General features: G+C 39.1%; 7 protein-coding genes and 1 pseudogene. 6 read left to right on the forward strand and 2 right to left on the reverse strand.

Features of this window, described 5'->3' with window-relative positions; translation table 11 throughout:
- Window positions 1–619 precede the first annotated feature (619 nt).
- The 3 genes from WBW42_RS06905 (at window position 620) to WBW42_RS06915 (ending at window position 4,857) form a co-directional block, all read left to right on the forward strand.
- Window positions 620–2,179 carry a peptide MFS transporter gene (locus tag WBW42_RS06905; RefSeq protein ID WP_498478602.1) on the forward strand — a complete coding sequence of 520 codons (1,560 nt, stop codon included), beginning with the start codon at window positions 620–622 and terminating at the stop codon, window positions 2,177–2,179.
- Entirely contained in the window at window positions 2,176–3,978 is a 1,803-nt protein-coding gene (locus WBW42_RS06910; protein ID WP_032055374.1) for an aminopeptidase P family protein, read from the forward strand. Before WBW42_RS06905 ends, WBW42_RS06910 begins: the two co-directional genes overlap by 4 nt.
- 294 nt (window positions 3,979–4,272) lie before the next feature.
- A complete protein-coding gene (locus WBW42_RS06915) occupies window positions 4,273–4,857 on the forward strand; it encodes an anthranilate synthase component II (protein WP_000925676.1) in 585 nt (194 codons plus the stop codon).
- Window positions 4,858–4,958: 101 nt separating this feature from the next.
- On the opposite strand, the gene WBW42_RS06920 is transcribed toward WBW42_RS06915, so the two are convergent.
- Together WBW42_RS06920 and WBW42_RS06925 are read right to left on the reverse strand one after the other, a co-directional pair.
- The gene (locus tag WBW42_RS06920; RefSeq protein ID WP_163114433.1) at window positions 4,959–7,730 is read right to left on the reverse strand and encodes a M1 family metallopeptidase; all 2,772 of its coding nucleotides are present in this window, start codon (window positions 7,728–7,730) and stop codon (window positions 4,959–4,961) included.
- A gap of 7 nt (window positions 7,731–7,737) precedes the next feature.
- A pseudogene (locus WBW42_RS06925) lies at window positions 7,738–10,469 on the reverse strand (TonB-dependent receptor plug domain-containing protein).
- Between the two features lie 357 nt (window positions 10,470–10,826).
- Between WBW42_RS06925 and trpD the strand changes: the two are divergent.
- The 3 genes from trpD to WBW42_RS06940 are packed head-to-tail and all read left to right on the forward strand — an operon-like array spanning window position 10,827 to window position 13,397.
- On the forward strand, window positions 10,827–11,876 hold the full coding sequence (trpD, locus tag WBW42_RS06930) for an anthranilate phosphoribosyltransferase (RefSeq protein WP_080776779.1): 1,050 nt from the start codon (window positions 10,827–10,829) through the stop codon (window positions 11,874–11,876).
- Between the two features lie 9 nt (window positions 11,877–11,885).
- Window positions 11,886–12,692 (forward strand): indole-3-glycerol phosphate synthase TrpC, encoded by an 807-nt coding sequence (gene trpC / locus WBW42_RS06935; protein ID WP_032035720.1) that lies wholly within the window; start codon window positions 11,886–11,888, stop codon window positions 12,690–12,692.
- 9 nt (window positions 12,693–12,701) lie between these two features.
- Window positions 12,702–13,397 (forward strand): Smr/MutS family protein, encoded by a 696-nt coding sequence (locus WBW42_RS06940; protein WP_017398622.1) that lies wholly within the window; start codon window positions 12,702–12,704, stop codon window positions 13,395–13,397.
- Window positions 13,398–13,401: the final 4 nt, after the last annotated feature.

Consider the following 13,401-nt stretch of genomic DNA (forward strand, 5'->3'; position numbering starts at 1 on the left):
AACCCATTATACTGTTTGCATAGTTAAATGCACCATATTCAGACATTTTCAAATTATGGCATACAAGAATAGCTCGCAATCGCCCTAATTTAGTGCAAAATTGTTGCGCTAATATGAACCACCGCATCAATATCTAACAGTAATTTGTGATCATAATACTTTCTTATATAGAAATCTGACTTTCTTACTGTAATCCTTAAAAATAATAATCTATTCCCGATAGAACTATTAATCTCTAAATTAGACGATAGTATCTACAATATGCCTTTGCCAAAAAAGTTTGAACATAAATACGATTTCTAAGTAACTCTACACAATTTTTTTAAATAACATCAATTACCACTCTTCACTGCCCATCCATAGAAAGGTTGAGGTTTTAAAGTGCTAATTTAATTTTTCTTATCGTAGTTTTACGCTAGGGCTGGTCTGATCAGCTTTGGTGCACCAAGAGGAATCTTTTCGACTGATAATTTCAACTTTCTAATTTTTTACCATTTGTTATATACCTTTTTTATACATGACCAACTTGCTTTTTCATTTTAAAAAATCTAAAAAATAAAACATAACTTTTTTTTATAATTAAACAAACTAAAAGTTTTGTTTTATCTAAACTACAAATATGTTCAAAGGATTTGAAATGAAGCATGAACTCGAACAATATGACAGAGCTTTTTTCGGCCATCCAAAACCATTAAAAACTTTATTTTTTACAGAGCTTTGGGAAAGATTTTCTTATTATGGTATTCGGCCTTTACTCGTTCTTTATATGATTGCAATGGTTAATGACGGTGGTTTAGGTCTTGACCGTCCAACTGCAGCCGCAATTGTTGGGTTATTCGCTGGATCTATGTATTTAATGACCGTTTTTGGTGGCTGGATTGCCGATAACTGGTTAGGTCAGGCACGATCGGTCTGGTATGGTTCTATTATTATTGCATTGGGCCATTTATCTATTGCTCTAACCGCACTCTTTGATCAATTCTTTTTTTATTTCGGTTTAGTGCTTATTGTTATTGGCTCAGGATTATTTAAAACCTGTATTTCAGTGATTGTCGGAACATTATATAAAGCTCAAGATAGTAGGCGCGATGCTGGTTTTTCCATTTTTTACATGGGGATTAATATGGGGTCGTTTATTGCCCCGCTTATTACAGGTATATTGGCTCGCGATCATGGCTGGCATCTAGGTTTTGGGATTGGCGGCCTTGGAATGTTGATTGCTTTACTCATCTTCCGTGCATTAGCCATTCCTCAACTACAATCATGCAACCAATTGCGTCAGCAAACTGACAATTGGAATAAACCTGTCGTAGAAAATAGAAATGCGCCAAAAATTGCTTTCTCATTTTTACTATCTGTTGCAGTCGTTATTGCTCTTACTTTCTTTGGCGTTATTCATATCAATCCAGTCGCGGTAGCAACTTATTTAACAGTTGGAATAGGATTTGGAATTATCGCTTATTTTATCTATTTATTATTTTTCCTTGGTTTAGAAAAACATGAAAAATTTAAAATTATTATCTGCTTTGTCTTATTAGCAACATCAGCTCTTTTCTGGTCTGCCTTTGACCAAAAACCAACATCTTTTAACCTATTTGCGCAAGATTACACAGACCGTAATTTTTTCGGATTTGAGATTCCAGCAGTATGGTTTCAATCAATTAACGCACTCTTTATTATTATTTTTGCCCCAATTGCAGCATGGCTTTGGGCTAAACTTGGTAAGTCAAATAAAGACCCAAGTTATATCAGTAAATTTATTATTGCACTTTTACTAGCAGCAGGTGGGTTCTTGTTGATGTCATTTGCAAGCCGTTTCGCAATTGCTGGCGGCTTAGTTTCACCATTTTGGTTAGTAGGTACTTTATTTCTACTTACTATCGGAGAATTGTGTTTAAGCCCGATTGGCCTATCTACCATGACTAAACTTGCACCTGATGTTATACGTGGTCAAATTATGGGTCTATGGTTCACAGGTTCAGCTTTAGGTAATCTTATCGCTGGTCTTATTGGCGGGCACGTATCGGCAGATGGCATTAATCATTTACCAACCTTATTTATGCGATGTGTTTTAGCGTTAGTGATTGGTGCAATCGTGTTATTTTTATTAAAGAAACCTATCAATAGATTAATGAACAAAAGTACCAGTAAAGTTCAACCTGAGTTGGAAACTATATGAGCGTTTTAACTGTTCCAGAAAAACTTGAGAAACTTCGTCAACTCATGCGCAATCAGCATATTGATGCTTTGATTGTGATGAGTGCCGATCCCCATATGTCAGAATATTTACCAGACTACTGGAAAGCAAGGCAGTGGTTAAGCGGTTTTAGTGGTTCTGTTGGTACGCTTGTTGTGACCCAAAAGTTTGCAGGTCTATGGGCGGATGGTCGCTATTGGGTACAAGCAGAACAACAACTCGCTGGAACTGGCTTTCAATTACAAAAACTGACCAGTGATGAAACTTCTACACATCTCGCGTGGATTGAGAAAAATCTACCAACTGGTTCGGTCATTTCAGTAAATGGCCAAACATTATCCATTCAACAATTTAAGGCGCTCGAACATACTGCACGAGTTAACAATTATAAACTTGAAACCCAGCAAGATTTAGTCGGAGAGATTTGGGTAGACCGCTCAGAACTTCCATCAGAAAAAATCCATTTGATGCCTGAAGGATTAAATGCCCTCTCTCGTAAAGAAAAAATTCAGGCAATTCGCGAGAGCTTAGCTAACAAGAATATTGCGGGTCATTTTATTTCATCTTTAGATGATATTGCTTGGGTCTTAAATGCACGTGGACAAGATGTAGAGTATAACCCTGTATTCCTTTCACATTTGTATATCAGTACTCAACAGGCTGTTTTATTCATTGATAGCAACAAAGTTGATTCAACCTCTCAACAAGCTTTCAAAGCTGATGACATTGAGATTCGTGACTACGAAGATACAGCTAAGTTTTTATCGAATATTTCTGATACCTCGGTACTTTTAGATCCAGCCAAAGTCTCGATTTTTTATGAACAAGCCATCGCAAAAGATATTCAGGTTGTCTACGACATCAACCCAAGTACACTTTTTAAATCGCGTAAGCATGAAAGCGAAATTGCGCATATCCGTCACGCAATGGTTAAAGATGGAGTCGCGCTTTGCCACTTTTTCCACTGGTTAGAGAAAGCACTTCATCATGGTGAAAGTATTTCAGAACTCACTATTGATGAAAAGATTACAGCTTTCCGTGCGCAGCAAGATGGATTTATAGGGCCAAGTTTTTCAACGATTGCTGGCTTTAATGCTAATGGTGCTTTACCTCACTACCGTGCAACTGAAGAGCACTATTCATTTATTGAAGGCGATGGACTATTACTGATTGACTCTGGCGGGCAGTATGTTGATGGAACAACGGATATTACCCGTGTTGTTCCTGTAGGAACGCCAACAGGGCAACAAAAACGTGACTATACTCTGGTTTTAAAATGTCACATTGCTTTGGCAAAAACGATTTATCCAGAAGGTTTAGCTGCACCGCTACTCGATTCAATTTGTCGCCATACTTTATGGCAACATGGTTTAGATTATCGACATGGAACAGGCCACGGCGTAGGCTTTGCACTTAACGTTCATGAAGGTCCGCTAGTTCTTTCTTATTACGCGCCTATACATGCCTATAGTAAGTTGCGTGAAGGAATGATTCTCTCTAATGAACCAGGTCTATACCATGAAGGTCAATACGGCATTCGTATTGAGAATCTGGTTGCAAATAAACTTCACTCTGGGTTTGAAAAAACTTACGGTGAATTCTTAGAGTTTGAAACGCTAACCCTTTGCCCGATTCATTTAGATTGTATCGTTGTTGATATGCTAACGAATGAAGAGAAAGACTGGTTAAATCGTTACCATCAAACTGTTCAAGAAAGGCTCGCTGAACACTTGTCTGGCGATGTTTTAGATTGGCTGATCTATAACACACGTAAGATTTAATCTTCTTGTATGACCAAGGCAGAATAGTTTTTTTATTTTTAAGAAAAGCTTATTCTGCCTTAATTGTACTTATATATCATTTCAAAAGACTCACTTCTTAAAGCCGTTTTTCTGCAAATTTCTAACGAATGAAATAGTTAAACTGGTTACTTCTTTTTTTGCTATATTAGCCCATTAGAAAGCGGCTTCTTATTTTAAAACCTAAAAAGCCTTTTCTGAAAACGGGTATCAATATGGGTAACTATTTTAGTCACTTATTAAATATATTTTAATTATCATGAGGTTAAGTTCATCATGCTTCTAATGATCGACAATTACGACTCTTTTACCTACAACATCGTCCAGTATTTTGGCGAGTTGAATCAGGAAGTAAAAGTAGTTCGCAATGATCAAGTCACATTAGAGGATATTGAACGATGGCAACCAAAATATCTAGTTATTGGTCCTGGCCCTTGCTCTCCAAGCGAAGCTGGTATTTCAATTCCTGCAATTAACCACTTTGCCGGAAAAATTCCTCTACTTGGCGTGTGTTTAGGGCATCAAAGTATTGGGCAGGCTTTTGGCGGAAAAATTGTAAGAGCCAAAACAGTGATGCACGGACGTTTATCTGATATGTACCATAGCAATAAAGGTATTTTCAGTAATCTTCCTAGCCCATTCTCGGCAACGCGTTATCACTCTTTGGTGATCGATCAGCAAACACTGCCTGATTGCCTTGAAGTAACGTGCTGGACCAATGAAGCAGATGGCTCAATGGAAGAAATTATGGGTGTTAAACATAAGACATTGCCTGTTGAAGGCGTGCAGTTCCATCCTGAATCAATCTTGAGTCAACATGGCCATCAAATCTTTAAAAACTTTTTAGATATTTATGCATAATTCAGCTTCGAATAAGTCATTTTAAAAATGACTGGATTTGATAAGTAACCTGAATAAAAAAGCCAACTAAGATCAGTTGGCTTTTTTCATGGCTGGAACAATTACAACTTTAACTGTTGCACAATTGATCCATCTTGTTTTGCCACCAAAGATTCGCAGAGTTGAATACGTTCTTTGGTTTGTTTCAATCCTCTTTCTACCCCAACCAACTCTTTAGTTCGTGGTGCAAAAAAGTTATTTAACTGTGCCGCTTGTTGTTGGGTACATGCTGCCCCACTAAACATTGCAGGGAAACGCCCAGCCGAAGATTTACCTAAACGGTCAAACACGGCGTCATGATTTACTTTAAACCAAGACCATAAGCCACCTTGCTCATCTCCATAATTATTGATTGAGTTGACCACGGTACGAACTTCACCGACTTTAACACGTGGGTTTAAAATCAACTGACGGGCTTGTTGGCGCGTTGCTTCTTGGTTTGCTGAACCCAAAGCTGTAAGTATTGCAAGACGTTGTGTCGGTTGAGTCACGCGTTGTAACTCTCCAGATAAACGATCAAAAGCTGGTTGACCTTTTTCTTGTACACGTACAGCTAAAATGGTTGGCAATAATTCAGGTGTTACTTGCGCAAAATTAAGCTGCTTTTGAGCAAATAGAGTATCTGACTGTTTTAAGAGTTGGGTACGAACTTCTGAAACTTGAATATCTAAAGCAAGAAATCTAACCAACTCACTACGCCATAAACTGTCTTCAGCTGGTTCACCTGTTTTGTTTACATAACCTAACTGATTTAATTTTGGTAAATATAAATTAGCTAAGACTTTTCTAAAATGTTCACGTTCAGCTTCTGTTTTCAATACATGACGATGAATGGTACTTAACTGGGAAAACAGCGCTGTACTAATTTGTCGGCTATTTGAATTGGCAAATTTCTTCGCAGCATCTACGACAGCCAACAAATTAATATCACCGTGGTTAAATGCAGCTGAAATTGCATAGGCATAAGCCAACTGTTCAGTGTTAGAAAGCTTTTCTGTAGCGGCAGTCAGACGAGTAAATTCTTTTTGTGGCAAACTAAAGTGGTAGTTTCCTGCCGCGTCTGCATTTGGTATATACCAACTGCCAAGGCTGGCACCTTTGAGTTCAATCTTGGCTTCTGCTTGGTCTACCAATTCACATTGCACTTTACTACCTGCATTTGGAACATCATAACGTACACATAATGGTACACCCCACAGGCTTCTTGCATCACCATTTGAACCCACAGGTAAGTAACGGCTTTGCTTCACATTTAAAAAGACTTTATTGCCTTCTTGCTGTAATGCGGTGTTAATTAAAGGCACACCTGGTTGATCAAGGAAACTTTTCATCGCTCTGGCAAAACGCTCACCTTGCCCAGACTGCTCTGCTAAAGCGCTAATTAAATCATTGGCTGTCGCATTACCATATTGGTGCTTATTAATATAATTGCGTACCCCTTGTTTGAATTTTTCTTCGCCTAAGTAGCTTTCAAACATATTTAAAACAGCAGCACCTTTTTGGTAAGTAATACCATCAAAAGCAGTTTGAATATCGGCATTGCTTAAAATAGGCTGGCGAATACGGCGTACACTCACCAAACTATCACTTTTCATCGCATCGGCAGTATCTGCAATACGTTCTAGGTCAGCATTAAATTCGGGATGTAATTTTTGAGTGATTTTACTTTGCATCCATGTCGCAAAAGATTCATTTAGCCATAAATCATCCCACCACGGCATCGTGACGACATCACCAAACCATTGATGCGCCAGCTCATGTGCATTGACATTAAATGAATTCTGTACAAAAGAGACTGGCGAGTCCTTATCTAGCAACATCAAGTAATCTCTAAAAGTAATTAGCCCTGGGTTTTCCATTGCACCAGCGGCAAAGTCTGGTGCTGCCAGTAAATCTAGCTTGTCAAATGGATAACCAAAGGCAAAATAATCTTCTAAAGTTTTTAAAATGGCTGGCGTTTCAGATAAGGCATGCTGCATTTTTTCAGCTTTTGCATCGGGTGCAATACCACGTAACTGGATTGGCTGCTTACGCCATGAAGTTGCACCAATATCAGGCCCTTTTTGTAATTGCCAAGGTCCGACAGCCAATGCAAGTAAATAAGTTGGTAGTGGTTTTGTCTGTGCAAAACTGAGCGTTTTCCAACCTGACTTATCTGCTTGCTCAGATGTTTGTTGGGTATTGGCAAACCCTGAATATTTGCTTGGAATCGTCAAACGAATATTAAACGGCGTTTTAAAACGTGGCTCATCAAATGATGGGAATGACTGGCGTGCACTAATTGCTTCCATTTGAGTCATCACATAAGGTTTACCTTCAAACTCGATTTTATAAATACCGTCGAGCTGTTGGTCATACGCCGCATTAAAATCTAGAACGAGTTGATACTGGCCTGCTGGCAAGGTCTTGGCAAATTTAATTTTACTCACCCCATCCACCTCGGAGGCTTGCTCATATTTTGCTTTGGTTTTGGCGCCCTCTGCCGATGTGATATTCACATCTTTCACCGTTAAGGATTTACCGTGAATCCAGATGTGATCTGTGGCTTGAGCCAGTTTTAGATGAATCGTAGTTTTACCGGTATAGCCTTTTTGTGCGGGATCAATCTTAAAATCTAAATCATAAGATTCTGGTACAACCCATTCAGGTAATTTACCAATCGGGATTTGTTCACTGTTATTCGATGCGAAAATCTGTGTTGCCGATAAAGATAATAATGTTGTAAGTAGCAATCTTTTTTTAAATGAAGGCTTGACCAACATAAGGGGTTTTATCCTTTGTAGTTTTAAATAAAAATATGCAGCAAATGCTGTACCACTTCGCTGCATCCACACATCATTCTTAGAATTTATAGTTAAACTCCAACCAACCTTGACGGCCGAATGGTGAATATGATCCTACTGGATAATACGGCCAACCGCCCGTGTCATCTCGTTTCACTTTGTCAAACAGGTTATTAATAATGATTGAAGCAGAAGCTTTTGGAGAGATTTGATAAGTACCGCTCCAGTTCACTAAATACGTTGGGCTTAGATAGGCAGTCTGGTCGCCGTTTGGAATTTTGCCATAACGATTAACTAATACTGTTGATGCCCAATCACCAAAGCTCCAGCTGAGACTGGTATTAAAACGGTCACGCCAATCAGGAATGGTTAAATCTTTTAAATAGTCATCTTTCTCGCCATCTTTTGATTGTTGATATTCATGTTCTAGTACTCGGCTATAATTGATCGTCCAGAGAAAGTTACCAAAGCTGTCTGTTTTCCAGCGCCATCTGCTAGTGAAGTCAATCCCGCGAGTATGGTCTGATGCAGCATTAATCGGAACGATATTTATATTCTTAATCACATTTGGGTCGACAACTGCATTTGCAGGGTTACGCTCCACACGTGCTAATGCATCAATACAGGCTGCAGAGTTAATATCTTGGTTGCCTAAACGACAATCTGCTTCTAAACGTAGAATTTTGTCCTCACTTAAGTTGGTCACAAGATTATCAATTTTGATATCCCAGTAATCGATGCTGATATCAAATTTATTGGTTGGTGACCAAACAAAACCTGCACCATAAGATTTACCCTCTTCAGGTTTCAATTCCTTGTTTCCGGTTAAAGTATAGTTTGCCCCAGGCGAGTAATCTTTAAAGCTACATTTATCTAAAGGTTGTCCCATTTGGCTACAACGTAAATAATCGGTCGTACTTGCGAAATAACCTTTTTGCTTATTTAAGAACAGATAGTTCATATCTGGTGCACGAAAGCTAGTCGCGTAGTTACCGCGCACCAATAAAGTCGAATGTGGTCTAAACTCGAGACCCGAACCGAAAGTTAACTTATCAATGCTGTTATCTGACAAAGCATAACGGTCATAACGTCCAGACAGCGTTAAATTTAATGGTTTCGCTAAAGGCAAGAATAATTCTGCACCAAGTGCTTGGCGTGTACGAGTGCCACTATATTCGCCACTAGAACTCGCATTATAAAACTCCCCATTTTCAAGTGCCTGATCCGGCTTAATCGAAAAACCTTGACGTCCAATTTCAGCCACAGCCGCAAGTTTGGCAGTTCCTGCAGGTAACTTAAGTACGTCACCATTCGCGCTTAAGGTCAAACTTTGTGCCCATGACTTATCTTTTTCTTTTGTTGTTCCCGAAATACTCTCAAATTCACTTGCTGTTAGTGGTCGACTTAAACGATCTAAATGAGGTGAATAAATAGGAATACCATCTGCATCTGTGCCAAGTTGCTGACCTAAGAAGTACTCATCAACATTCGAACGTAATAAGCCTTGGCGGCGTAGCTGACTGGTATAGATGGAACCATTATAGGCCGCCTCATAACTCCAGCTCGTCTCCCCAATATCGCCTCGAATTCCAAAATTTAAGTTTGAAGAAAGTTCTTTCCATTTTTTATTTACGCGTTCTACCCCGCCTAATTCTTCAGGTGCAAAACGGCGATTCCAAATTTCATAATTTCCCGAATCTTGATTGAGGAAATAACCACTCGTTGCGGCTAAAGAAGTCCATGTCGGACCACGCGTATTGTTTTCAATTTGATTGGCGCCAATTAAAAAATCGGCAAACAATTGAGTTTTTCATTTAACTCATAGTCTAAACCGAGATAACCATTTTGACTGCGGTTTTGGGTTTGGACCGTCCAATAGGTTGGTCGTGCCAAACCACTAGCACAATTGTCTGCACCAGCTTGTCCTATATTACTGACTGAACCTTTGAATAAACCATTAAAGGCCTGACACCCACCAATGGAAAGATATTTTCCAGTATTGGCATTTTTACGACCTACAACCGTATCTGGTTTTTCTCCCAAACGAGTTCGGCCCGACATAAAATCTCGATCGGCTGCCCAAATCGGTTCACGGCCACTGAGTTCAACCCCATAAACAAGGCTGAGCTTGTCTAAAGTTTTACTACCACTCAGTTGTAAACGTAAGTTTTCACCCCCTTCTTTTGTTCCGCCTGCCTTGATATTAAATTGTGTGCCGTCTGTTTTCTTTTTCAGAATAATATTCACGACACCTGCAATTGCATCTGAACCATAAATTGCAGAGGCACCACCATTTAATATTTCAATACGATCAATAATGGCAGTTGGAATATTGGCTAAATTTACGAAATTGACAGAGCCATCATAAGGTACAGGATAGTCTGCAACCCGATGTCCATTAATCAAAGTTAAAGTATGATTAGGTCCTAAGCCTCGTAAGCTAATAGCGTTAGCCGCAGGTGTAAAAGTATTTCCATAATCGGCACCTTGTACAAAACCCGTGTTCTGCGTCAGGTTATTAAGCGCATCAAATGCATTACTAAACCCTTGTTTTTCAATATCGGCTGCGGTAATTATGGTCACACTAGTAGGGCCATCTTTTTGTGCTTTTGAAATCCGAGACCCTGTCACAGCAACACGGACTACTTTATCTGTTTTAGCTTGCTTTTGTGGTTGCTCTATAGCTTCTTGCGCATAACTTTCTAGTGGATGAAACAGTGCAACAAATACAAAAATAAATGAGCGCTTATTTTTTAAAGCTCCTACATATTTCAAGTTATTTAAATACATATTTATTAATAGACAAAATAAAGATCGCCCTACTATATCCACTTTTATTTGACGGATTTATACGCATTTTTCCTAGATATATTTATGTTTAAGATATACCAAATGGTTAATTATTTATCATAAAAACTCACAACAAACTAAAACCTTTTTCAATGAATAAATTCTGTTTATTAATCAAACTAAAGTAATAAACCAGCAAATTTTTTAAAACTCGTATCGAACAACAAAAATCTTTGGTTATTTTCTGCTAACATAGCTCCCCGTAGCTAGTGAAACATGGAACGCAACAAGCTGAACATCCCACTCTTGATCAACTTCACCTAAAAATTTTAATCATTAATGCTGTAAATCATGACTATGAATATCCAACAGGCGCTCAACCACATTACCAAGAACATTCATTTGACCCAGCCTCAAATGGAAGAAATTATGCGCAGCATCATGCAAGGTGAGGCAACCGAAGCACAAATTGGTGCTTTGATGATGGGCCTACGCATGAAAGGTGAAAGCATTGACGAAATGACAGCTGCTGCACGTGTCATGCGCGAATTTGCGATCAAGATCGATGTTAGTGATATCAAACATTTAGTTGATATTGTGGGTACTGGTGGTGATGGCCAAAATTTATTTAACGTCTCTACAGCGTCAAGCTTTGTCATTGCAGCAGCAGGCGCAACCATTGCAAAACATGGTAACCGTGGCGTTTCAAGTAAATCAGGTTCATCAGACCTACTTGAACAAGCAGGTATTCATCTTGATTTAGATATGCAACAAACCGAGCGCTGTATCCGTGAAATGGGTGTAGGTTTCTTGTTTGCACCGAACCATCACAAAGCCATGAAATATGCTGCTGGTCCACGTCGTGAACTTGGTATTCGAAGTATTTTTAATTTACTTGGCCCACTGACCAACCCGGCTGGTGTAAAACGCTTTGTGATTGGGGTATTTTCAGATGAACTTTGTCGTCCAATTGCCGAAGTGATGAAGCAGCTTGGTGCTGAACATGTCATGGTTGTCCATTCAAAAGATGGGCTTGATGAAATCAGTCTTGCAGCTCCTACTGCTATTGCCGAACTCAAAGATGGCGAAATTACTGAGTGGACACTTAATCCTGAAGATGTAGGAATTGAGTCGCAAACTTTAAATGGTTTGGTTGTCGCTGATGCAACAGCAAGTCTAAAGTTAATTAAAGATGCTTTAAGCAAAAATAAATCCGATATTGGTGAAAAAGCAGCAAACATGATTGCGCTTAATGCAGGTGCAGGCATCTATGTGGCGGGCATTACCAAAACTTATGCTCAGGCTGTTACATTCGCTCAAGATATTATCTATGGCGGACAGGCTTTAGAAAAAATGAGTGTTTTGGCTGAATTTACCAAAACATTAAAGCAATCTCAGGCAGATTAAGGATTTCTCATGATTAATATTCAAAATACCATTTTAGGTAAAATTGTTGACCGTAAACATGAGGAACTTGCTGCGCGTTTAAAACAACGTAATTTGCAAGATGTTGAAGAACTAGCAAAAGCTGCGACTCCAGTTCGAGGCTTTGCAAATGCTTTAAAACATAAACGCCCTGGTGTGATTGCTGAAATTAAAAAAGCGTCTCCATCAAAAGGAATCATTCGCGCAGACTTTAATCCTGCCGAAATTGCCCAGCAATATGAACAAGCTGGAGCAGCATGTCTATCGGTACTGACCGATGTTGATTTCTTTCAGGGAGCAGATGAAAATATTGCGATTGCTCGCAATCATTGTGCCCTCCCTGCTTTACGTAAAGACTTTCTGATTGACCCATATAATGTAGTTGAAGCTCGTGCTTTGCATGCTGACTGTATTTTATTAATTGTTGCTTGTTTGTCTGACCAGCAACTTGAAGAAATGTCTAAAACTGCGTTTGAACATCAACTTGATGTATTGGTTGAAGTTCATGACGAAGAAGAAATGGAACGCGCTTTAAAGCTTTCTGAGCAATGTTTATTAGGAGTGAATAACCGTAATTTAAAAACGTTTGATGTAGATTTAAATACATCCATTCGATTGAAAAAATTACTTCCGACCTCACGTTTATTAATTACTGAAAGCGGTATTGCGACACCAGATGATGTACATATGATGCAAGAGCATGATATTCACAGCTTCTTGGTGGGCGAAAGTTTTATGAAACAACCTCGTCCAGATCAAGCTTTTACTGCCCTTTTTGGACAACCCCAAACGGTTTAATGAAGATATATGAGTAATAAAGATTCATCGCTTTCTAAAGAGCAACAGAAGTTATTGAAGCAATTTAAAAAGCAAATCTCCAATCCTCATTCAAGCAAAATCACAAATCAGCCTGAGACTAAAAAATCTCAGGCTGAGTCTGAAGAATTGGAAGATACCCATCTGTTTCAACAGGCTGTTGCAGGTGTAAAACGCATCAACAATAGCAATGTTGCCGATGTAAAAACACCTCGTACCAGAAAAGTCGACGCACAAACGCTAGCGAAACGTGCAGCTGCCGAAGGTGGTCCTGACACCGAACATGCTGAGTTATCCGATACTCAAGCTGCTTTAAATCCGGTCGCAAGCCAAGCAACGCTAAGCTATCGCATTGCGACTCTTCAACATAAAGTTTTTGAAGATTTAAAAGCAGGCAAGATGCGTTGGTTTGAAGCTGTAGATTTACACGGCTGCACGATTGAGCAAGCACGTGACGCAGTTTTACAAATTATCCAGATGGCAAAAGATGAAAATCAAAATGTCATCAAAATTGTGCATGGTAAAGGCCCAGAAGCAGTCTTAAAAACCTATGTCAACGGATGGTTACGTCAACACCGCGATGTTTTGGCTTTTGTAAGTGCCCCTGAAAATCAAGGTGGTACAGGTGCCGTTCTCGTACTGCTTAAACGTGCAGAAAAAAATCCTAAGTTCGAACAAAAAAAATGATCCT

This window comes from Acinetobacter sp. LT1, from assembly GCF_059800965.1.

What these genes read in the sequence shown, in the direction of transcription:
- WBW42_RS06905 (WP_498478602.1), top strand. Translation starts at nt 620, where the DNA reads ATGTTCAAAGGATTTGAAATGAAGCATGAACTCGAACAATATGACAGA.
- WBW42_RS06910 (WP_032055374.1), top strand. Translation starts at nt 2,176, where the DNA reads ATGAGCGTTTTAACTGTTCCAGAAAAACTTGAGAAACTTCGTCAACTC.
- WBW42_RS06915 (WP_000925676.1), top strand. Translation starts at nt 4,273, where the DNA reads ATGCTTCTAATGATCGACAATTACGACTCTTTTACCTACAACATCGTC.
- trpD (WP_080776779.1), top strand. Translation starts at nt 10,827, where the DNA reads ATGAATATCCAACAGGCGCTCAACCACATTACCAAGAACATTCATTTG.
- trpC (WP_032035720.1), top strand. Translation starts at nt 11,886, where the DNA reads ATGATTAATATTCAAAATACCATTTTAGGTAAAATTGTTGACCGTAAA.
- WBW42_RS06940 (WP_017398622.1), top strand. Translation starts at nt 12,702, where the DNA reads ATGAGTAATAAAGATTCATCGCTTTCTAAAGAGCAACAGAAGTTATTG.